The organism is Hoylesella shahii, from assembly GCF_937990675.1.
Classification (GTDB): domain Bacteria; phylum Bacteroidota; class Bacteroidia; order Bacteroidales; family Bacteroidaceae; genus Prevotella; species Prevotella shahii.
The window spans coordinates 1-22,151 of record NZ_CALKQY010000010.1 but is presented as its reverse complement, the minus strand read 5'-3'; the positions used below and the strand labels follow the sequence as shown (position 1 = coordinate 22,151).

Sequence of the window (22,151 nt, the reverse complement as noted above, 5' to 3'; positions counted from 1 at the left end):
GCACCATTTCACCCTGCGTTTAGCACCATTTTACCTTGCGTTTTGCAGCAAAACGGAGGGCTAAATGCTGCAAAACACCCAAGCTTTAGCTACAAAACGCCTATTGTTCGGCCTCTTTCGCATTTCTATGCAACAGAACTGCAACTTTCTTGCACTTACAACCCACCCCATTTATTATGAGAAAAACCCCTCGCAAGAATGGAATATTTGCGAGCGAGTGAACAGTTGGTGAACTTAGAGAGCTGTTTTTGATGTAAATTACATGCCGAATATTTTACACTTTTCAAGAAGACGAATTAAACCAGCAGCAGAACCAAGAATACCACTAATAATAAAAAACACGCAAACCGTTGATGGTTTTGCACATTATATCGAAACGATTGTGAAATACGTAAGAAAGGACGCTATTGACAACAAGGAGGCAAGAGCTTTGGCAGGCAGCGCGAACCAATCCGTTGTGTAAACACCCACCCCACCCCATCATCGCAACTTACAAACAACAAAAAAGAGGCGTAAGGAAATATTCCTTACACCTCTTTAACTTAGTTGCGGAGACACGACTCGAACATGTGACCTCCAGGTTATGAGCCTGGCGAGCTACCAACTGCTCCACTCCGCGATGTTATAATTTTCTTTTCGCGCATCAGTTCTGAATTGCGAGTGCAAAGTTACAAATTTATTCGGAACTATGCAAGTTTTATAAGTGTTTTTTAATCAAACCTCTTGATTTTGCAAATATACTACAACCCAGAACTACCCCTTTAAATATCGTTATTCATCTGATACACAGCGTTAAAGACAAAGAACTTCGGAACAAAAACCACATACCTATTTCGATGCCAACATCTCTTACTTTAGAGTTCGCCAAAGCGTGCGCGTCGTTCTTCGTCAAGTGTTTGAAAGTCTTTTTTACGTAGAACGAAGCTATTACTGAGATATTTTTCGCGTACGATTTTGTTTTCTGCCAGTTCTTCAGGAGCCCCTTGGAAAAGAATTCTGCCCTCGAAAAGCAAGTAAGCCCTATCGGTAATGGTAAGCGTTTCTTGCACATTATGGTCGGTTATAAGTATACCGATGTTGCGGTATTTTAGTTGCCACACGATGTGTTGAATGTCTTCCACAGCAATAGGGTCGACACCAGCAAACGGTTCGTCGAGCATAATAAACTTAGGGTCGATGGCCAAGCAGCGTGCAATCTCGGTGCGTCGGCGTTCTCCACCCGACAATTGGTCGCCTTTGTTTTTTCTAACCTTACCCAAACGAAACTCTCGAATAAGACTTTCAAGTTTATCTAGCTGATATTGTCTAGGTTTACCAGTAAGTTCGAGCACGGCCATGATATTGTCTTCCACACTCAGTTTTCTAAACACGCTGGCCTCTTGAGGCAGATAACCAATACCAGCACGCGCACGTTTGTAGACAGGGAAGTCGGTAATCTCAGTATTGTCGATAAAGATATGTCCATCATTGGGCAACACCAGACCAGTAGTCATATAGAACGAGGTAGTTTTACCAGCACCATTAGGTCCGAGCAGCCCCACAATTTCTCCTTGACGCACGTTGATAGAGACATCGTTTACCACCGTACGTTTGCCATATCGCTTAACAAGTCCTTCGGCACGCAGTTCCATATGGGTTTCCTCGTGGCTCTGTTCGTTCAGTTGAAAATCATTCGTAGACATATCTTCTGTTTATATTCTGATAATTAAACCTTGGTGCAAAGGTAGGCATAAAAGTGGTAACAAGAAATAAAAACAGCGAGCAAGATGACTGTTTCTATCATAATTTGCGTACTTTTGCATAAGTTAGGCTGCATTCGGCAATTTGAAAACAAAATTTCATTGCGCTCATTGGCACTAACTTTGCATAAGTTAGACTGCATTCGGCAATTTGAAAACAAAATTTCATTGCGCTCATTGGCACTAACTTTGCATAAGTTAGGCTGCATTCGGCAATTTGAAAACAAGATTGCAACAGCGAATGCGTGCCAAAACAAAAAGGGACTAAACATTGCCCATAACATACGGTACACCGCAAATGGGCATACACATTATTATATATTAGGATAAAAAATGTTGATTCTGAACTATCTCAACACACTTGGACGATACCTTATACTAATGGGACGTTCGTTTTCGCGCCCTGAGCGTATGCGTATGTTTTTCAAACGTTACGTAAAAGAAATGTCGCAACTTGGAGTTGACTCGGTGGGCATTGTATTGCTCATCTCTTTTTTCATTGGTGCGGTTATCTGTATTCAGATGAAATTGAACATACAGAGCCCATGGATGCCTCGTTGGGTGTCGGGTTATACCACGCGCGAAATTATGTTGCTCGAATTTTCATCGAGTATTATGTGTCTTATCTTGGCTGGTAAGGTGGGTTCGAACATTGCATCAGAATTGGGAACGATGCGTGTAACACAGCAGATAGATGCACTCGACATCATGGGTGTAAACTCTGCCTCTTACTTAATATTGCCCAAGATATTAGGCCTAGTTACCATTATGCCCTTCTTGGTGATATTCAGTTCGGCAATGGGTATTTTGGGAGCCTACGCCACCGCCTACATTGGGCACATTCTTACGCCCGACGACCTCACGCTTGGCATACAACATGCATTCAATCCATGGTTTATGTGGATGAGTATCGTTAAGAGTTTATTCTTTGCCTATATCATAGCCAGCGTTTCTTCTTACTTTGGTTATACGGTAGAGGGCGGTTCGGTAGAAGTGGGAAAGGCCAGTACAGACGCCGTGGTTTGCAGTTCGGTGCTGATTTTGTTCTCCGACGTGTTTCTCACACAGGTGCTCAGTTAACCATTGCAAAGCCACTCACCAACATTCAATAACAGAAGGGATGTGCCACGCGCAGCATAGCCTCTGCTTATGCAGGCGTTGAACACACTTTCACTTGGCAACGCCAAAACCAATGGCCAGCCTAAAAAGCAAAAACAATGATTGAAATTAAGAGACTTACAAAATCTTTCGAAGATAAAACCGTTCTTAAAGGTATAGATTGCGTGTTCGAGACAGGCAAAACCAATCTTATTATCGGGCAGAGTGGTTCGGGAAAAACCGTACTAATGAAGAATATCGTGGGCTTGCTCGAGCCTAGTTCGGGCGAAATACTCTACGATGGGCGCAATTTTGTTACGATGTCTAAGCACGAAAAGGTGCACATGCGCCGCGAGATGGGCATGATTTTTCAAAATGCAGCTTTGTTCGATTCGCTTTCGGTGCTCGAAAACGTGATGTTTCCCCTCGACATGTTCTCCACAATGAACTTGCGCGAACGCACTAAACGCGCGCAAGAATGCCTAGCACGCGTAAACCTTACCGATGCACAAAGCAAGTTTCCAGGTGAGATTTCGGGCGGTATGCAAAAGCGCGTGGCCATTGCAAGGGCCATTGTGCTTAATCCGAAGTATCTGTTTTGCGACGAACCTAACTCTGGACTCGATCCCAAAACATCGCTCGTGATAGACGAATTGCTATCGAGCATCACCAAAGAGTTTGGTATGACCACCATTATCAACACCCACGACATGAACTCGGTTATGGGCATTGGCGAAAACATCTGCTTTATCTATAAAGGTAAGAAAGAATGGCAGGGAACGAAAGATGACGTGATGAGTAGCAAAAACCAAAAGCTAAACGACCTTGTGTTTGCATCCGACCTATTTAGAAAGGTGAAAGAGGTGGAGGAACGAGAAGAGGCCAACACAACAGCGAATAAAGAATAAGCGCCCCTGCCAAGGAATGGCAAATAACCGCAAACAAAAAAAGAACAACATACGTAGAAGGCTGCCTCAACGGGCAGCCTTCCTTATGTTTGCAGCTAAAGTTTATCGCATATACCACACGCCCTTATGCATCACCATGGGCACCACAACCTCTTCGCTGGTGCTATCCCCATAGGCAAAGAGCAAGAAAACATTGGCCGAACGTTTAGCCGTATCGGCCATAGCATTAACAACGCGCACATCAAGAATGCCCCGCCGGTCGGTTTTTTGTTGTGCTAAAAACATCTTTGCATTGTCTATAAGCTGTTGCCTATAGTTATTGGGTATGCTGTCGGGGCGATAAAAACCATCCACGTAATGGTCGTACTTGCCAGCCAACAGCTGCGCATAATATTCTTTGGCCGCTTGTGCTGCCACCTCACTGGGTGCAGGGCCCGACGAACAAGCCACAACAAGCAATGCCACGAAAAAGTAAAATAGTTTCTTCATCTGCAGGTTATCCTCTAAATTCCATACGCAAAGATACGAATTATCTACTTAGAACAACACGCTTGCAACGCTATTTTCCATTATGTAACAATGTTTTAGAGGAAACAGGGACAACATAATGAGTAACTTAAAAGCCAAAACGTTCATTAGAGCCTAAAAAGATTGTGTTATATTGTCCAACAGATTGACTATCTTTGTAGCGCAGGTGTGCGATGTCAAGTTGCAAAGACATACAAGATGCTCGACTATAAAACAAATACTTTTTAGGCTCTAATGAGCGATTTGGGTTTAAAACACTTTTATATCAGCAACCAATATGCCCAAGAGTTTAGTTGTAGACAGAGGTTTCTGGCTGCCAACAGGATTAAATTTTCGAACGAACTTATCCGAGTGAAGCAAAATTGTTTTTTGATTGTTTTTTGTTAGAGACTGTGGGCCAACAAATGGCAAAGCGAAGCTAGGGGATTAACGTAATGACCTGCAGCCAAACGCACGAGAAATTGCAGGAATAAAACACGCTCACGCATAAAACGAATTGGGGATACAAGCCTTAGCCGTATCCCCAAGTAGTTATTTTTGTCTGATAAACACGTTGATTGGAGTGCCGTGCATGTTCCAATTGTCGCGTATCTTATTTTCCAAAAAGCGGCGATAGTTTTCCTTTACGTACTGTGGCAAGTTGGCGTAGAACACAAATGAGGGTATCTGCGTGTTGGGCAACTGCGTGCAATACTTAATCTTGATATACTTACCCTTGGTTGAAGGTGGTGGATAAGCCTCGATTAAGGGTAGCATTATCTCGTTGAGTTTCGAAGTTCCCACGTGTGCTTTGCGGTTAAGATATACCTGTTTGGCTGTTTCGAGCACCTTAAAAATGCGCTGTTTTGTAAGCGCCGAAGCAAAGATGATGGGGAAATCAACAAAGGGCGCCATACGTTCGCGGATGGCATTTTCGAAGGTTTTAATCACCTTTTGGTCTTTATCAGGAACCAAGTCCCACTTGTTAACCACCACAACCAGCGACTTTTGGTTTTTCTGTATCAGCTGGAAGATGTTCATATCTTGCGTTTCAATACCTCGTGTGGCGTCGATCATGAGTATACAAACGTCGCTATGCTCAATAGAACGGATGGAACGCATCACGCTATAAAACTCCAAATCTTCGGTTACCTTATTTTTACGACGAATACCAGCTGTGTCTACGAGGTAGAAATCGAATCCAAATTTATCGAAACGCGTGTATATACTGTCGCGTGTGGTACCAGCTATTTCTGTAACGATGTTTCGGTCTTCTCCAATAAAAGCATTGATGATGCTACTTTTTCCAACGTTGGGACGTCCCACAACGGCAAAACGAGGGATGCCGTCTTCCACATCTTCGGCTTCACCTGGTTTTAGTTTTTCGATAACAGCATCGAGCAAGTCGCCCGTTCCGCTACCCGTTGCAGCACTAATTGGATAAGGGTCGCCCAGTCCCATGGAATAAAACACAGGCGCTTCGTATATTTGTTCGTTGCTGTCGGCCTTATTCACCACCAACAACACAGGCACTTTGGTGCGTCGAAGAATCTGCGCCACATCCTCATCGAGGTCGGTTACGCCCGTATTCACATCTACAAGGAACAGCACCAAATCGGCTTCTTCGGTAGCCACGAGCACCTGTCGGCGAATGGCATCTTCAAAGATGTCGTCCGAATTGACCACCCATCCGCCCGTATCTACCACCGAAAATTCGCGTCCAGCCCAATCGCATTTGCCATATTGACGGTCGCGTGTGGTGCCAGCAGTGTCGCTCACGATGGCGCTGCGGGTTTTTGTTAGTCTATTAAATAAGGTGGACTTGCCCACATTAGGGCGTCCAACGATAGCTACTAAATTTGCCATAAATATAAAATCTTAATCGTAGAAAAGCGCTTTAGCGTGCCAGCACAGCCAGGGACTGTTGTAAGAAGGCCCGTTGCCACCACTTATTCGGGGTTATAGCCAAAACTGTCGAGTTCTTTTTTAGAGCTACGCCAGTCTTTATCAACTTTCACGAATGTTTCTAGGAACACCTCTTTATCGAAAAACTTCTCCAAAGTTTTGCGTGCTTCTGTTGAAACTTTCTTCAACGCCACTCCCTGATGCCCAATAATGATGCCTTTTTGGCTATCACGTTCAACATAGATAACAGCGTTGATGTGTATTTTCTTTTCGGTTTCTTTAAATCTTTCCACCTTCACTTCCACGGCATAGGGTATTTCCTTGTCGTAGTAGAGCAATATTTTCTCGCGAATAATCTCGCTAACGAAAAATCTAGCAGGTTTATCTGTTAGTTGATCTTTATCGAAATAAGGTGGTGACTCGGGTAATAGTTCTTGGATACGACGCAAAAGCAGGTCTGTACCGAACTTATTTTTGGCCGAGATGGGTAATATTTCGGCCTTGGGCAACAGAGCATGCCATCGTTCAACGATGTCTCCCAGGGCTTTTTGGTTGCTTTCGTCAATTTTATTGATGAGCAGCAACACGGGAATGGTCATACTTCTAACCTTTTCAAGGAAGTCGGCATTCTTCTCTGGGTCTTCCACCACATCAGTGACATAGAGCAACACATCGGCATCGCTAAGGGCCGACACCGAGAAAGCCAACATAGACTCTTGCAGTTTATAGTTGGGTTTGAGCACTCCAGGCGTGTCAGAGAACACAATTTGCATTTCTGGTGTGTTGACAATACCCATAATTCTGTGTCTAGTGGTTTGCGCTTTAAAGGTGGCGATAGAGATGCGTTCGCCCACTAGCTGGTTCATGAGCGTGCTTTTGCCCACGTTAGGGTTACCCACGATGTTTACAAATCCGGCCTTATGCATGTTGTTGCTGTGATAAAGGTGTTTGTTAAGAGCTTTGATAAAGCTTAAAAAGACGCATCTTAAGAAATTAAGGATGCGTCTTCTTTGTTATTAACTCATTGAAGTTAAGGTTTTCGTTGTTTCACTTCCCTTGCTCGGCCATTTCAGCTCCGTCGTATGCCCACTTATAATAAGAAGCACCATGAACGAAACCAGCACCAAAAGCGGTGAATATAATAGTATCACCTTTCTTCAATTGTTTTTCGAAATCCCAAAGCACCAAGGGCATACATGCCGCACTGGTGTTTCCGTAACGTTGGATATTTACCAGCACCTGTTCAGGTTGTACGCCAATACGTTTGCCCACAGCTTCGATAATACGAAGATTGGCTTGATGGGGCACAACATAATCAATGTCGGCAGGCGTTAATCCATTGCGTTCGATCAGCTTAGAGCAATCGTCGCCCATAGCCGAAACAGCATAGCGGTAAACGGTTCTACCCTCCTGATAAGTGTAGTGCAGGCGATGGTCAACAGTGAACTGCGAAGAAGGACAAACCGAGCCACCCGCTTTAACGTGCAGGAAGGGCAATCCCATTCCGTCGGCCACGTGCAGCGAGTCGATCAATCCCACATTTTCTTCAGTAGTTCCTTCCACCATCACTGCGCCAGCGCCGTCGCCGAATAGCGGACAGGTGGCTCGATCTTTATAATCGGTGATAGACGACATTTTATCGGCGCCGATAACGATAATACGTTTATGGCGTCCGCTTTGTATCATGTTACAAGCCACATCGAAAGCGTACATAAAACCACAGCAGGCAGCCGAGAAATCGAATGCAAAAGCATTTTTCAATCCCAGTTTACCCAGCACGATAGACGCTGTTGAGGGGTGGATATAGTCGGGAGTGGTGGTGGCAACGATAACCGCGTCGATGCTGTCGGGGTCGGCGCCCGTCTTCTTCATCAGAAGTTTGGCGGCCTTACGGGCTAGATAAGAAGTACCGAGCCCTTCTTCCGTTAGGATACGGCGCTCCTTGATACCAGTACGCGTAGTAATCCATTCGTCGTTAGTGTCTACGATGCGCGATAGTTCCTCGTTATTGAGTACATAGTCGGGCACGTATCCAGCGACGCCTGTGATTATCGCATTTATCTTATCCATTATTCAGCAACCTCTTCCTTAACGATAGCTACCTTACCTCTGTACTGTCCGCAAGTGGGGCAAACCGTGTGATAAATGTAATAAGCGCCACAGTTGGGGCATAGAGCCAGTGTGGGAGCTACGGCCTTATCATGAGTTCTTCTTTTAAGTGTACGAGTCTTGGACTGTCTTCTTTTAGGATGTGCCATTTTGTTTTAATCTTTAATATTGTTTTTTTATTTCTTTCAGTTTCATCCAGCGTGGGTCAATCACCTCTTCTTCATCCTCATGGCCACTTCGGTTGGCAGCATGTGCGTCCAGCATTTCTATCATGTCTGGGTTGCATTTGCCAGGTGCGTGCACATGCTTTATGGGTATGTTGAGTGCGATAAACTCGTAAACGAACCACGAAAGGTCGAGAACCCCAGGGTCTTCTTCCAGCGTTACCAGTTCGTCGTCTTCTGAATATTCTTCTCCAAACCTCACTATCAGCCTATCTTTTGTATTTATAGGCTGCTCCATGTCGTCTAAACACAGGTCGCAAGGTATGTTGACCGAACCTTCAATATCGAAGTTCAGTTCAAAAAGGTCGTTGTTTCTTACTGCGTTCAGTTCAACGTTTACCTTTCCTTTCTTTATTTCGGGGGCGTCGATAGCCTCAAAAAAGCTGTCGTCAAGTACGTATTGCAGCGGGGTCTTGCCCTGCTTCAATGCTTTAAGATCCAGCTTAAAGGTTTCTAAGTCACACATTTGGTGTGCAAAGTTACAAATATTTTCTGTAATGCTATAACTAATCTCAAAAAAGTTAGTATAAGTTGGTATGGTTTTACGTTAAAAGATTGTGAATAGTGTGGTTTTATACAGATAAACTTAGGGTTATATAGCATTTTCTATTCATACGTCCCAGCTTTTCCAGCATGCCCCACCCTCGCCCTATCATCCAAAAGGATCGTGAGCAAACCATATAGGATAAGCTTCATACATTTTACTATTACCACAAGAAACTTGTTCATCACCATTTCTTTCCTCGGTGATAGGTTCAGCCCATACGCCCTGCTGCCAATCAGGTTTGAGCGTATATTGGGCCTTTTGTGCTAAATACTCAACCAAGGGCTACTCTCCGGGAGTTGGTCGTCTGATGTGTTAGTTATTTTCCATTGCCACTTGTCTTTAATGTTTACTTATCAAAGCATAAGCTTCTCCATTTTCCTTTTAATTCTTATAGGACACTTATCGTATGGGAGTATTCGTGAGCAATGAACATATCCTATGCACTGCCCTCCATCCCTAAGATAAACTCTATACCAATCACGGCTTAAGATTGGGGTATAGAAAAAGATTTTATCCTTTTCTATCTTTGCCTTAACCTTAAACTTCGTAGATGGTCCTTCTCTAACGAATGTAAACCCATCAGGATCGTTAATCACTGCGGGGAACATCATATAGTCTTCTTTGTTTAGAAGATTACGTCCCTCGCCATCATACACACAATTAATGTCTGCGCATTTAAAGTTGCGAGGTGGTTCGGTATTCACCATAAAATACAGTGCTTTGTCTCCCAAATCAAGCATAACCACAGAATCTAGCGGGTTGCCGTAACTGAACACTCGGGCTTTTGCGACTGCAGCGACAACAAGGCCATGACCCTTGCCTTGATAGAGCGATTTCACAGAATAAAAACTGTGCCCAATGCTAATACTATCCAGCAGTGAAGCTTCCATCATCTTATAAAGTTCTTGTATGCAATCCTTACAAGAACGTTGAGCATGTGCTGAAAGAAGACAAATGCTTGCTAACATGAATATGGCGAAGTTCTTTCTCATCATTCTAAGTTTGTTTAGTCGATACACATTTGTTATGTTAAGGTACGTTCTTTAACTTCACGGACAAAATTGCCCACTACACTTGTTGCAGATCAAAATCCCTCACGTAGGTTACCGACAACATTGTAAGTAAAAACACACTTTTTCAAACTTTCGATGTTTAATTTTTCCATAAGAGCACCAAAGGATGTTGACAGTGGATTATATCAACTGACGGCAAGAAAGGCAAGAAGTGGGGCGCGGCGTATGCCCCACCACTTAAACAGATTCTTGAGCTTTTGTGCTAAATTCCCAACCAAGAGCAACTCTTCGGAAGTTGGTCGTCTGATGTGTCCGTTATTTTCCATTTGCTATTTGTTTTTAGCTTAACCAGGCACGTGAGTTTTCAGAAGCCTTTGACAAGCCATTCGCTTTTACGCGTAGTCATTTAATTATTGTCCATTTACATCATTAATAGGCACAAACTTCTTTAGTTCCCTATCATGGCGTGTGGAGTTCCACAAAAAATCAAACGTTTCTTTCGTTATCAGTTGATAATTAAATTTCTTAAAGAAATTTATATCGCAATCAAGATCCGACCAATAACCATAGTTTCTCTCATCAGGCAGCTTAACAATGAGATTCTTATTCGTGTCGAATCCCATTTCGCGAACTGCTTGATGAAATTCTACATCATCGTATTCTATAAGCCATTCGGCCACGAAATCAAGCGCTTCTTCAAAGTCTGGATTGGCTTCGAGACGATGAAATAGCTTTGAGAAGAACCTTCCTAGGAATGATCTTTTCTCTTGTTTACTAACATTATCTTGATAAAATGGCTTGCAATTAAATTTGAAGTATATCATATAGACGAAACGTTAAACGTATACTCTAAAAGTCAAGATGGTTTTAAATCCTAACAATAGCCCCTCCCTATCTTGTTAGTTTTGTTACAAATGTTCCATTTAAGATGGATTGGCCAAATCAAGTATCACGAGATCAAACAGCACATCTGAGCCATACTCATAACATCCCTTAGTCAAACGCTCTAGTACGTTCTGAATATACTTAACAGCTTCATCACAACTATTATCAGTATACTCTTTTATTAGTTCATTGCTCTTCCGCTCGTAATACCACCCGTCATCTGTGGGATAGACTCTTGTAGGGTTATTTTTCTTTATATACACATCGCCACCCAAAATTGGAGTAACTTCTTCTCGCAGGATATTAACCATTCTCAATGCCTCATCTGGTAAAAATGCAACAGAGTAAACTCCGTATTCTTGCAAAGATACATATTTAATTCCATAATGGTCAGCTAATTCTTTAGTTGTCATTGCTTTTATTTTTCTTTTTATAGCCTCTCCTAAGGTTGCGGTTTGCAATCTTAGGGAAGGCTTGTTTAATACTACCAAACTTAATGGTGAGTTATGTCCGAAAGAGGAATGTAGGCCTCGATAGGATGCCTTACCTTTACATTAAAGGTTATACAACTACAATTGGGCAGAAGTAATATTCCAAAGAATAAGGGCTGACGCATACTCGTTACCATCTAAGTGGTTTACCTATCGGAACATCTTCGAACCAGCCCATGTTACTTAATTAAAAACGTATTTCAGAATAACCTCAAACCGAGGTATTTGTCGCCAAAATCTTTTAATTTCCATTTCGTTATTGTGGTAGATGATCCAGCTCCGTACGTGAAAACGACAACATTACGTTGGCGTGTTACGGCGAAAAGAGCGTTTCCTACCTTGTTGTCTAGATTTATAACCTGAAAGAAACCTATAAAGTCATCGTCATCCAATATGTCAACCAACTCCGAGATATCTTCGGGAAGAAATGTTTTCACACCAGAGCTAGCAGCGGTAAAGAATTGAATCCAACCGACACCACCTAAACTCTTATCTTTTTTCAACACGATTGACTCTGTGCTGAGAAAGGTTTTGCCTTGATCTAAGGCCTTAACTTTCATTCTTCCTAGGCGGGACATACTCAGGAATACCGAGTCTGTAAAGTCTTCTTTTATAAATTCGGATGGCGACTTTGCAGTTCCTCCAAGCTGTGATGTAAGTTGACAAATCGCGATATGGTACACGTAAATACTGTCAAAGTCTCTCCATTCTTTGCTTTTGCGGATAAGCGTGCAAACCCGTTTGTTGAGTTCGCTTGTTTGTTCCCGCGTATAGTAAATAGAATGCTGCCTATTAAGTATTGTGTATTTTGGAAGCGATGCGCAACCTAAGAGTAGTATCACCGCAGCTATTGATAATAGTCTTGCTTTCATCGTTTTATAAGCCAATTGTTTCCAGTAAAATACCGTGCAATTAAATTTGAAGTATATCATTATATTCAAACCCAGTTACCGCTTTCCCTTGTTCTTCCTTTGCTGTTTCATTCTTTGCTTATAGGCTTTCCAGTCGGCCTTGTTCTCCCACATATACTTGTTCAGCTTACAGCCAAAGCTTGTGGAGGGTGGCAAATTCTTAGCAGGGACAAATTCGTAAAGTACATCATAAGGTTCAGGTACGTCTTCTTTCTTTGATACAACCCACATTCCGCTAAAGAGAAGGAGGTGATTTTTATCGATTATCTTAAAGCGATCCTTCGCCAACACTTTGCGGAGTTGATAACGATATACTTTATCAACTTCCAATGTGTCTCCTTTAATTTCATAATATCCACCTCCCCCACAAAATCCTTTTTCTGAACTTATAATTTCTTGCATCAAATCTGTATCTTGTTTTTTCTGCTCGTAAAGTGAGTCTCTATTTTTAAAAACGATATTGCCAAACGTTCCATCAGAATAAAGAATAAACGGCTCGAATGTTCCCACCCTCTTATGGGTCACGACGTAGTATCCATTAATGTTCACTTTTTTAGCAATTCCAGTGTTAATGTTAGGGCGAAAGCGACCCACCTGCATCGAACGCTCATAGGCATTAGGAAAGGGCGACCAACATGAGCATAGCACCAGAAATCCAAAGGAAAATAATAATATCTTCATACAAATTATTTTATTGCCTTTTGGAGATTGCAACACAATCTCCAAAAGGCAGGTTTCACACTACCAAAGACTTAATGGCGAATTATGCCCGAAAGAAGAATACAAGCCTCTGTAGAACTCCTTACCTGGTATAAAGTAAGGAGTTGGTACAAGATAACGATGAACAAGATTTTGTGTGAGACTCTGTACAATCCTCGCACTTACCCCAAATCGATAGATTTGGCTTCCCGACTTGATTCCAACCCAAAAAGGTGCTGAATAGACTTTCCCGTTAGGCCAACCACCACCAACTTTTTGATCTCTACCATTAACATGGATGACTCTTTCAGGATTAGCACCAAGATACGGGTCGACAATATTAGGATCATATCCATGGATACCCGATTCTTTCTTACCGTCATTTGTCGTCACATACGTGCCTACACTGAAATCTCCGATGGTGAGTTCTGCAGCACTGGTACGCCAGCGATCATGGCCAGACTGTCCAAACATGTCGTTATACAGTCGGAAAGAAACGTCGCCAGGCGCGAGTAAAGTTATTGCACCTACGGTTTGTTTGCCTAACACATTGCCTCTTACAGTTTGTTCGCCATAATAGGTTTTGCCAAAGCCTGCACCCCAACCGCCATAAGAAGCTTCTGCGTTCCAGCCAATATAATTGTTGGTTATACCGCCGCTAACACTTGCACTAAAATCTCCATCCGTGTAGGAAAGCGAGGCAAGCATGCCCGCCGTCAGACCGCCTTCCGTCCAACTAAACGAAGGAGAGAAAGCAAGGCCAAAATGGTCGTTTAAGGGAATATGGCCTGATGGCATAGCTTGTGCAACTTTTGATTTGGGTATCACGGCTTCGCGCGCCACCCTGTTCCCAGCAGCGTCGTAGCTGAACTTAATCTTGTGTTGGGCGGCTACCAACAGCGATGTCGCAAAGGCGACAATAGTAAGAAAAGCCTTTTTCATAATTCTTTCATCGTCCACTTTCGGTTAATAAACCCTTCATTGGAGTGAGTGGGCATGCGCTCCAAGGGTTGAATGCACAAAAAGGTGTGCACGCCATAGTTAGTAAAGTAACAAAGACACTTTGCCTCTGAGGCGAATAGCAACTCCCCTATGGTCGGCAGTATCCGCCACAAATTTACAAAAAAACACAAAACGCGCAAACATTTATCTATATTTTTTAATAAACACTAAAAGATAGAATGCGCACAGCTTACTTTTCCCTCTGAAACTCTACCGTAGCCCCCTTCATTGCAAAAACCATCACGCTAAAATTAACGCACAAATATAGTCATCATTATCGAAAACCAGGTATAGAAAAGGGTGAAAAATCATAATAATTGAGTATTGCCCCAAAAAGTAGAACTCCGTAACTTTGTAACGTTAAAATACACCAGATTTCATAAAATACAAGAACAATGAAAATCAGAACAACCATCAGGGCGCTAGTTTGCGCAATAGCTCTGTCGTTCGGCAGTGCGTGGGCCTTGGCTGCCAGCCATGTTAAAGTGAGTGGAAAGACTGGCGAAAGCACGTATTTCAAACTCTCGGATAAGCCTACTGTTACGTTCACTACCAACAAGTTGGTAATCAAAGCAGGCTCTCAAACAGTTGAATACCCTCTAACCGAGTTCCGTTCGTTCGAATTTGCCGACCCTTCTACCAATGGTATCGGTGCAGTACCTTCACAAAACGAAAATCAAGCCGTATTCTCTTTCGGCGAAGATGTTCGTGGCGAAGGTCTACAACCTGGCTCGCGCGTGTCGATATTCAATGTATCGGGACAGCTCGTTGTGTCGGCAACAGTTAATGCCGACGGCGCTGTTAGCCTTCCTTTGAATGGCCAAACAGGCGTGTTCATCGTTAAATCAACATCAAGAACTTTCAAATTCATCAAGAAATGAAATATCTCTTTACACTTGTTTTCGCCCTTCTAGCGGGCGTAGCCACCACAAAGGCACAAACGGTAACCATCGTCAAGGCCGACGGAACCACCGTTAAATATCAAGCCAGCGAAGTTAAAAGCATTCAGTTTGCCAACGAAGAGCAACAGCCTGGCATCAACAAAAGCTTCACAGGGTATCTCCTTGTAAACTCTAAATTCTTTGGCGACACTTATTATGGCGACAAAGCCAAGATGGATGTGTTTACAAAAGATGGCAAAACCTATTGCAAATTCACCGACGAGAAATGGGGTGAAGGCACTTTTGAAATAACACTCAACAAAGGTAACATCAGTGGACAAGGCAAGATGAAAGTTCCCGATGCACACAATCCGGGCAAATTCACTGAACACAACGCCACCATGTCGGGACCTATGACGGCCATCAACATCACCATCAATGGACTGATGGGCACCACAACCATCAAATGGAAGAATGGTGCTGCCCCTAAAGCCACTACCCTTCTTGGCTCTTACCCTGGCAAAAACTCGTTCAGCCTCGGCGCTTTCGGCACTTTCGATAATATCAATACCGCTGTTAGTCTCATGATGGACGAAAACGGAAAATATAATATCAAGGTTTCTAGTCAGCAAATTCTTGGTACAATCATGGGCGACCTAACCGTTGGTGAATACACCATTAAGGATCTTACCTTTGATGAAGCAACTAACACCTTCAGCAAAGATTATTCGAAAGATGGCGTAAAGATGCATCTTAAAGCCGTTAATGGTGGAAAGGAAACCATGAACGGCGACTACGAGCACCACAATGCCACCATTAAGGCTGTATTTGGAACAGATGGCAGCTTGACAGTTGAAAACAACTATAAGGCAGGCAAAATGCCTTTCGGCCTCAAAGGTACATTTACTGGCAAAATACAGAAATAAAACAACGTTTCTTTACATAGCTAATACAAAGTGATAGGGATAACTGAGGGGGAAGCAATGGCAAGCATTATCTCACTTGCTCCTGTGCTTTCCTCTCACCCTCGCTTTAAAAAAGGCCTCAAAGTATTTCTACCTAGGCCTTTATCAACAAACAACCTAACCCCACACACCAGATAAGAAATGCGCATCATCGCAAAAGCAACGCTATTATTGACTTTTGGCCTTCTTGCCACTGCATTAACGGCCTGCACAGGACTTTTCGACGGCGTGTACGATTCGCCCGACAAAGCCCCAAAACTTAGTAATAACCAATTGGTTATCGACGCCAGCGACTGGCATAACTGGTATTATATCGACTTCGACTCGCTACAAATGCTGGCCGAATCGGGCGATGCTGATGCTTTTCTGCATGCCCGAACCCACTTTACGCCCTACCCCATCCCAACTAATAAAGACGAAACACAGGCTGATAACCAAACGGGTATCTACACTTATTGGTTCGATGTGTATAAACAAGGCATATCCCACAACGAGAAAAGAGACTTTAAACCCACTGCCAAGCAGCCCGAACCGCCTGCATGGAGCATCGCCATACACCGCGACAACGTGCGAACCAACGGCGGAGCGGTGCTAGAAACCAACTATACGTCGATGAGTCAGCTACCCGAAAGCAGCGCACAGTTTATGGGAGCAACCTTCAAACCCGACGAATGGACCACCAACGAGGTCTGGGTAGACCAATCGCAGATGCTCAACGAGCTCATCGGATGTCAAGGCATCCACATCAACCGCGCGCTTTCCTCTTGGTTACGCCTCGAAATTCCCCCCATGCCGCCCGCTTTCAAGCATAACAATCGCGTGTTTGTGGTGAAACTGAACAACGGAAAATTCGTGGCCTTGCAACTAGAAAGCTACATCAACCCCGCAACAGGCACCAAATGTTATCTCACCATTAATTATAGGTATCCGTATTAAGCTCCGCCCCCTCCATCACACTCCCTGGGTTAAGACAATAGGTTTAACCCTCTCAATTGCTCAAAGGCTTTTGTAATAACAACCCACATTTTTGATGTGGAAAGACGAGCGAGGTGGTCTTTCAAACATATTTCCATACAAGCATATTTTCTTGGGGGAAGCTAAACCCACCTATTAACCAGTAAACGCTACTGCTTGTTAACATCTCCCCCTCGTCGCCTCATCAATACTCCCAAATATATCACTAAATGTTTCACCGCTCAATTTTAGCTTCAGCATCTCTATTAGCCTGTGTAACCGCGAGCGCTGCATTGCCCACCGACACAATTAGTCGCACCATCGACCTCAACCAGGTTGTGGTTACTGGCACTCGTAGCCCCAAATTGCTGGCTAGCACACCCGTATTAACCAACGTTATATCGCGCACCGACATTGAAAAAGCCGATGCCACCAACCTGCGCGACCTGCTACAAACCACTATGCCTGGCATTGAGTTCTCGTATGCCATGAACCAACAAACCCATTTGAACTTTGCTGGATTTGGCGGACAAAGCTTACTGATACTCGTTGACGGCGAACGACTGGCTGGAGAAACCATGGACGACGTGGATTTTGCACGCCTCAGCATGGATAATGTTGAACGAATTGAGATTGTTCGCGGTGCTGCCTCGGCTCTGTATGGTTCTAATGCCGCCGGAGGTGTTATCAATATCATCACCCGTAAAGCCACAAAAGGCGTTAAACTCAACCTTAACGCTAGACTGGCTAAACACAACGAATGGCGGCATGGCATGAACTTGCAACTAAAAGCAGGGAAATGGGCCAACGTGCTGGCGCTTAGCCATACCTCTATTAACAATTACACCGTGCACAACGGGCCTGCTCCTCAGGCTCAAGTGATATCCACTATCTATGGCGATAAAACGTGGAACGCCAACAATCAACTGTATTTCAACCCCTGGAAAGAACTGAAACTATCAGCTAGAGCGGGCTATTTCTTCCGCGAAACGGCAAGAACGATCGACATCCCCGAACGCTATCGAGACTTTACTGGTGGCCTTAGGGCGCAATGGCAACCTTCAGACAAACAGCAAGTGGAACTGAGCTACTCGTTCGACCAATATGATAAGTCGAACTATATGCGCCTACTTGGTCTTGACATACGAAACTATTCTAATGTGCAAAACGCTTTCCGAATGCTCTACACGCTTAACTTACGAGAGGGCGACGTGTTTTCGGCTGGGGCCGACTATCTGCACGACTGGCTTTTAAATTCTAATCTAGAAGGGCGAACACGCAAACAAGGATCGTGCGATGTGTTTGCACAATACGACTTAAATCTAGGAAAGGCCTGGGAAATGGTTGGGGCCTTGCGTCTTGACCACTTTTCAGACCATGGCATCACGCGTCTTACCCCCAAATTTAGCATCCGACACACTCCCATCAATCACCTCAACCTACGCTTTGGCTATGGCATGGGCTTTCGTTCGCCTACGCTGAAAGAGAAATATTATAATTTCGATATGGCTGGTATCTGGCTCGTTGTGGGCAATCCCAACCTTAAAGCCGAAACCAGTCATAACTTTAATCTCTCGGCCGAATACTCTCGTCTACGCTATATATTCACACTAAGCGGACATTACAACCTGGTGAATAACAAAATTGCGACAGGCTCGCCCACTAAGTCTTCGATTGCCGACCCCATGCCACAACTGCCCTACGTTAATTTGGAACACTATGCGGTGTTTGGCTGCGAAGCAACGCTGAAATATAAGTTGCAAAACGGCATGTCAACACAACTCTCTTACTGCTACACTAACGAACGACTGCCCAAAGATAAGAATGGTAAAGAAATTAACAACCAATACTTGCCGGCCCGCAAACATTCGTTCACGGCGCACTGGGACTATATCCACCGCTTTAACAAACACTATCAGCTGGCTGTTAACGTGGATGGCCGTGCACTTTCGGGGGTAAACAACGTGGAATTTGTTGACTATTACAACCTCTCTAAAGGCACAAAAACCATCTACTATCCTGCTTATACGCTGTGGAAGGTGTCGGCTGTGCAACAAATCGGTAGCTTTTTAACCCTTACACTCACGGTTGACAACGTTCTCAATTATCGACCTGAATACCATTATCTCAACTCGCCTCTCACCGATGGGGCTAACTTTATGGTGGGAGCGGCTATCAATTTGTGAAAGGCGAAAAGGTGAGTGAAAGGCGAAAAGGTGAGTAAAAGGTGAAAGAGTGAAAAGGTGGTGAAAAGGTGAAAGGGTTACAACATCTTTTGGGGGCGTGGGTTTGCCCTTCACAATATATATTCAGCCTTTTCGCCCATCAAACAAATTCTATACAGGGGCTTATCAACTATTAAAGTTTAATAATCACCTTGCCTTTCTTAGAACCAGCAGCCACGTCGCGCAAAGCCTCTTCGGCCTGTTTAAGCGAGTAGACATTACCAACGGCAGGACGCACATTGCACTTTTCTAATATCGACGCAGCCCTTTGCAGCTGCTTTCCATCAGACGTCACAAAGATAAAATGATATTTCTGACCCTTACGTGCAGCCATACGCTCATTTTTAAGACCAACAAGTTTAAACAACCATTGCTTCCACAACGGTAAACCAAAGGTTTTTGCAAAGCTACCATTGGGCATCCCCCTTAGAGAAACCACCGTTGCACCCTGTCTCAGAATGGAGAAGAGGCGAGGCAACTCCTTATCACCAAGCGAATCTATGGCACCATCCACATCACGAAGATGCTCAGTATAATCTTCGGTGCGATAATCAAAAAATCTATCTGCACCCAAAGCCAAGGTTCGTTCCTTAGCTTCTACACCTCCACTGGTAATAACTTTCAGACCTCTTGCAGCCGACAATGGTATAGCCATAGCCCCAAAGCTTCCCGAACCTCCTGATATAAACAAACTGCTGTTAGTTTTCAAGTGCAGAAGGTCTAAAGCCTGTTCGGCCGTTAGGGCTGTAAGTGGTATGGCAGCTGCTTCTTCATCAGTTAGATATTCGGGCACTATGGCCAACGCTTCGGCATCTACTGCCACATATTCGGCAAATGCACCAATACGCTGTAACGGCAAGCGAGCAAAGACTCGGTTGCCTACTTCAAAGTTATTCACTTTTGCTCCAACTCGTTCTACAACCCCAACCATCTCGTTTCCCATGGTAAGCGGGAAGTTATAGGGCACCACCAACTTTACATCACCATGTGCAATAAGGAGGTCGAGCGGATTAACCGCTGCCGTTTTCACCTTTACCAGCACATCGTTATCACCCACTTGTGGCATATCCACTTGGCTTAATGCAACCTTTACATCGCCTGTTTTATAACCATCTATTTGTATTGCTCTCATTTTATCTTCTATTTTAAAAATTCTAATGCCTTATTTACAAAGTCCTCGTGATACTGAAATATAGCCCCATGCCCCGCATTGGGATAGATAGTGAGCTTTGCTCCTGGTATGCGATTGGCTAAATCGTACGAGTTCTGCGTAGGAACCATGCGGTCGTTGTCGCCATTAACAACCCATACTGGGATTGTTATCTTCGACAAATCGTCTTTCTCCCTGTTTGCCCATACCGAAATGGCCCTTAGTTGCGCAGGAAAAGCAGACAACTTAATGGAGGTGTCTTTATCTTCGGTGCGCTTTATTCGTGCTATAAAATCACGCGCCGCTTACTGACCTGCTGGCGTAACCGGAAAGAAAAGATAATGCTTGGGGTCGCGAAGGGTTACCCATCCACGCAATATATCATAAATAGTGATGCGCGTAACACGGTCTATACCCTCGCCTCCTGCACCTCCTGTACCTGCTAAAATACACTTCGTAAAACGCTCTGGTGCTTTCAATAACATTTGTTGTGCCACAAATCCACCTAGCGAAAAACCCACAACACGAATTGCAGTTAACTCTAACGTGCTAACAAAGGCTAGAACATCGTGGGCCATTGCTTCTATTGTCTCGCGCGCTTGGCCCGTGGATTGGCCCACTCCTTGATAATCTAGCGCAATAACATCATCATATTGAGCCAGTGCCTCCATCACTTCGGGGTCACAACTATCGAGTGTCGATGCTAAATGATTGAGAAACAATAAGGTGGGATTGGTCTTTTCGCCTAGTCAACGGTAAGCAACGATTTGTTTTCCCAGTATAAGCTGCTGGGTTTTGGCGTCTTTATATTTTTGAATCATTTTGTTATCCTTTTTTCTTCTATACTTTATCTTATTTTGAATTTCGTTCTTATCTTTCTGTACAACTTCTATTTACGTCTGCAAATGTAATTATTATCTAGTTAGCGCTTTAATGTGTATTAAGAAAAACAACTATAGGGTTAATTGTTTTCCATTTTATAGACTTATTTATAGCTTTAAAACAATGCGTAGCTTACTATTGCTTTACTGCCACTAAGTACACTTCGTGTTTAATTCCCCCCGTTCTATGCCCACTAAGATATACAAGTCTGTTTCTCACTTCATCCAGAAGTTAGCGCAATGCTTATCAACAGCCCAAAAGAGGGTAATGTATAAGCTGTGGCGGTTATCACTATAGCCGCGTTGTTTGTAGTAATATTATTTTACAAAACACAACATCCAAAGCCACCTTTTCTAGCAAAAATAGAGACCTGAAAGCATAGTTTTAGCCCAATTTTGGGTCTTTCAATTTTTATTTTTAGGTCATTTTTGAACACTTAACGTGCATTTTGCACCATTTAGCCTTTCTATTTGGTGCCCAACTCACAATTTTTCATCGCCACAAAAACACGTTTTATTCGCTAAAACTCCACTTTTACACCTCTTTTTTCACCGAAAAGACATCTGTTTTAATAGGCCATAGCTCAATAAATCCAACATACAATGTGCAAGATTATGCATCTTGCCTTACGCTTTGCATCATTTCACCTTGCATTTAGCAGCATTTAGCATTGCGTTTTGCTGCAGTTAGCATTGCGTTTTGCAGCAGTTAGCCTTGCGTTTTGCCGCTAATTAGCGCGTTATTTGCTATAAAAAGGGATATTTTTAGCCGTAAACCGCCCTTTTTTCTACAAACGCCACATGTTTATGCAATGCACTTGCAGTTTTGAAGCATTCGCAACATGCGCCCTTTCTCGCCTAAACAAACCCTCGCGAGAATCGAATATTTGCGAGTGTATGGACTGTTGGTGAACAAAAATGGCTGTTTTTATGTTAAAATTCGTGCTGAATATTTTACACTTTCAACAATCAACGCTAACTGAAATCTAAATTAATACGCCTGTTCGGGATAAGGATTTGCTTAGAAAAGTTCCAATTGCCTAGTCTTTTCAATGCG

General features: G+C 43.5%; 22 protein-coding genes and 1 tRNA gene. 6 read left to right on the top strand and 17 right to left on the bottom strand.

Annotated features, from left to right (window positions below):
• Positions 1-546 precede the first annotated feature (546 nt).
• A tRNA-Met gene (locus QME03_RS01280) sits at positions 547-619 on the bottom strand.
• A gap of 235 nt (positions 620-854) precedes the next feature.
• Positions 855-1,682, bottom strand: a complete 828-nt coding sequence (lptB, locus tag QME03_RS01275; RefSeq protein ID WP_025817849.1) for an LPS export ABC transporter ATP-binding protein — start codon at positions 1,680-1,682, stop codon at positions 855-857.
• Between the two features lie 390 nt (positions 1,683-2,072).
• Between lptB and QME03_RS01270 the strand changes: the two genes are divergently transcribed.
• A complete protein-coding gene (locus tag QME03_RS01270; protein WP_025817851.1) occupies positions 2,073-2,819 on the top strand; it encodes an MlaE family ABC transporter permease in 747 nt (248 codons plus the stop codon).
• Positions 2,820-2,956: 137 nt separating this feature from the next.
• A complete protein-coding gene (locus QME03_RS01265) occupies positions 2,957-3,745 on the top strand; it encodes an ABC transporter ATP-binding protein (protein ID WP_281723216.1) in 789 nt (262 codons plus the stop codon).
• Positions 3,746-3,847: 102 nt separating this feature from the next.
• On the opposite strand, the gene QME03_RS01260 is transcribed toward QME03_RS01265, so the two are convergent.
• The 12 genes from QME03_RS01260 to QME03_RS01205 all read right to left on the bottom strand — a co-directional run bounded on the left by QME03_RS01260 (position 3,848) and on the right by QME03_RS01205 (position 13,978).
• The gene (locus tag QME03_RS01260) at positions 3,848-4,234 is read right to left on the bottom strand and encodes a hypothetical protein (protein ID WP_281723215.1); all 387 of its coding nucleotides are present in this window, start codon (positions 4,232-4,234) and stop codon (positions 3,848-3,850) included.
• A 570-nt stretch (positions 4,235-4,804) separates the two neighbouring features.
• Positions 4,805-6,118 carry a ribosome biogenesis GTPase Der gene (gene der / locus QME03_RS01255; protein ID WP_281723214.1) on the bottom strand — a complete coding sequence of 438 codons (1,314 nt, stop codon included), beginning with the start codon at positions 6,116-6,118 and terminating at the stop codon, positions 4,805-4,807.
• 83 nt (positions 6,119-6,201) lie between these two features.
• Complete coding sequence (gene era / locus QME03_RS01250) at positions 6,202-7,083, bottom strand: GTPase Era (RefSeq protein ID WP_025817809.1); 882 nt, start codon at positions 7,081-7,083, stop codon at positions 6,202-6,204.
• Positions 7,084-7,204: 121 nt separating this feature from the next.
• A complete protein-coding gene (locus QME03_RS01245) occupies positions 7,205-8,227 on the bottom strand; it encodes a beta-ketoacyl-ACP synthase III (RefSeq protein WP_025817811.1) in 1,023 nt (340 codons plus the stop codon).
• Complete coding sequence (gene rpmF, locus QME03_RS01240) at positions 8,227-8,415, bottom strand: 50S ribosomal protein L32 (RefSeq protein WP_009231934.1); 189 nt, start codon at positions 8,413-8,415, stop codon at positions 8,227-8,229. The genes QME03_RS01245 and rpmF overlap by 1 nt, the downstream gene beginning before the upstream one ends.
• Before the next feature lie 13 nt (positions 8,416-8,428).
• On the bottom strand, positions 8,429-8,956 hold the full coding sequence (locus QME03_RS01235) for a YceD family protein (protein ID WP_025817812.1): 528 nt from the start codon (positions 8,954-8,956) through the stop codon (positions 8,429-8,431).
• A 434-nt stretch (positions 8,957-9,390) separates the two neighbouring features.
• Positions 9,391-10,032, bottom strand: a complete 642-nt coding sequence (locus tag QME03_RS01230; protein ID WP_281723213.1) for an SH3 domain-containing protein — start codon at positions 10,030-10,032, stop codon at positions 9,391-9,393.
• Positions 10,033-10,460: 428 nt separating this feature from the next.
• A complete protein-coding gene (locus QME03_RS01225; protein WP_281723212.1) occupies positions 10,461-10,874 on the bottom strand; it encodes a hypothetical protein in 414 nt (137 codons plus the stop codon).
• 99 nt (positions 10,875-10,973) lie between these two features.
• Positions 10,974-11,426, bottom strand: a complete 453-nt coding sequence (locus QME03_RS01220; protein ID WP_281723211.1) for an Imm40 family immunity protein — start codon at positions 11,424-11,426, stop codon at positions 10,974-10,976.
• Positions 11,427-11,626: 200 nt separating this feature from the next.
• Positions 11,627-12,298 carry a hypothetical protein gene (locus QME03_RS01215; protein ID WP_025817497.1) on the bottom strand — a complete coding sequence of 224 codons (672 nt, stop codon included), beginning with the start codon at positions 12,296-12,298 and terminating at the stop codon, positions 11,627-11,629.
• Between the two features lie 75 nt (positions 12,299-12,373).
• Positions 12,374-13,018 (bottom strand): hypothetical protein, encoded by a 645-nt coding sequence (locus QME03_RS01210; RefSeq protein ID WP_044076030.1) that lies wholly within the window; start codon positions 13,016-13,018, stop codon positions 12,374-12,376.
• 60 nt (positions 13,019-13,078) lie between these two features.
• Positions 13,079-13,978 (bottom strand): polymorphic toxin type 23 domain-containing protein, encoded by a 900-nt coding sequence (locus QME03_RS01205; protein ID WP_281723210.1) that lies wholly within the window; start codon positions 13,976-13,978, stop codon positions 13,079-13,081.
• Between the two features lie 455 nt (positions 13,979-14,433).
• On the opposite strand from QME03_RS01205, the gene QME03_RS01200 reads away from it, so the two are divergent.
• The 4 genes from QME03_RS01200 (at position 14,434) to QME03_RS01185 (ending at position 19,024) form a co-directional block, all read left to right on the top strand.
• Positions 14,434-14,919: a T9SS type A sorting domain-containing protein gene (locus QME03_RS01200; protein ID WP_273114587.1), complete on the top strand. Its 486-nt coding sequence runs from the start codon at positions 14,434-14,436 to the stop codon at positions 14,917-14,919.
• Positions 14,916-15,845, top strand: a complete 930-nt coding sequence (locus tag QME03_RS01195; protein ID WP_281723209.1) for a hypothetical protein — start codon at positions 14,916-14,918, stop codon at positions 15,843-15,845. Before QME03_RS01200 ends, QME03_RS01195 begins: the two co-directional genes overlap by 4 nt.
• A 180-nt stretch (positions 15,846-16,025) precedes the next feature.
• A complete protein-coding gene (locus tag QME03_RS01190; protein ID WP_281723208.1) occupies positions 16,026-16,820 on the top strand; it encodes an HmuY family protein in 795 nt (264 codons plus the stop codon).
• A gap of 248 nt (positions 16,821-17,068) precedes the next feature.
• Positions 17,069-19,024 carry a TonB-dependent receptor plug domain-containing protein gene (locus tag QME03_RS01185; protein ID WP_281723207.1) on the top strand — a complete coding sequence of 652 codons (1,956 nt, stop codon included), beginning with the start codon at positions 17,069-17,071 and terminating at the stop codon, positions 19,022-19,024.
• A 172-nt stretch (positions 19,025-19,196) separates the two neighbouring features.
• Here the strand turns inward: QME03_RS01185 and QME03_RS01180 are convergent, their stop codons facing one another.
• From QME03_RS01180 to QME03_RS01170, 3 genes are read right to left on the bottom strand one after another with little or no spacing between them, the layout of a single operon-like run.
• Positions 19,197-20,195: an NADP-dependent oxidoreductase gene (locus QME03_RS01180; RefSeq protein ID WP_281723206.1), complete on the bottom strand. Its 999-nt coding sequence runs from the start codon at positions 20,193-20,195 to the stop codon at positions 19,197-19,199.
• An 8-nt stretch (positions 20,196-20,203) separates the two neighbouring features.
• Positions 20,204-20,458 carry an alpha/beta fold hydrolase gene (locus QME03_RS01175; RefSeq protein ID WP_281723205.1) on the bottom strand — a complete coding sequence of 85 codons (255 nt, stop codon included), beginning with the start codon at positions 20,456-20,458 and terminating at the stop codon, positions 20,204-20,206.
• Between the two features lie 60 nt (positions 20,459-20,518).
• Positions 20,519-20,935 (bottom strand): alpha/beta fold hydrolase, encoded by a 417-nt coding sequence (locus tag QME03_RS01170; protein ID WP_281723204.1) that lies wholly within the window; start codon positions 20,933-20,935, stop codon positions 20,519-20,521.
• Between the last annotated feature and the right edge of the window lie 1,216 nt (positions 20,936-22,151).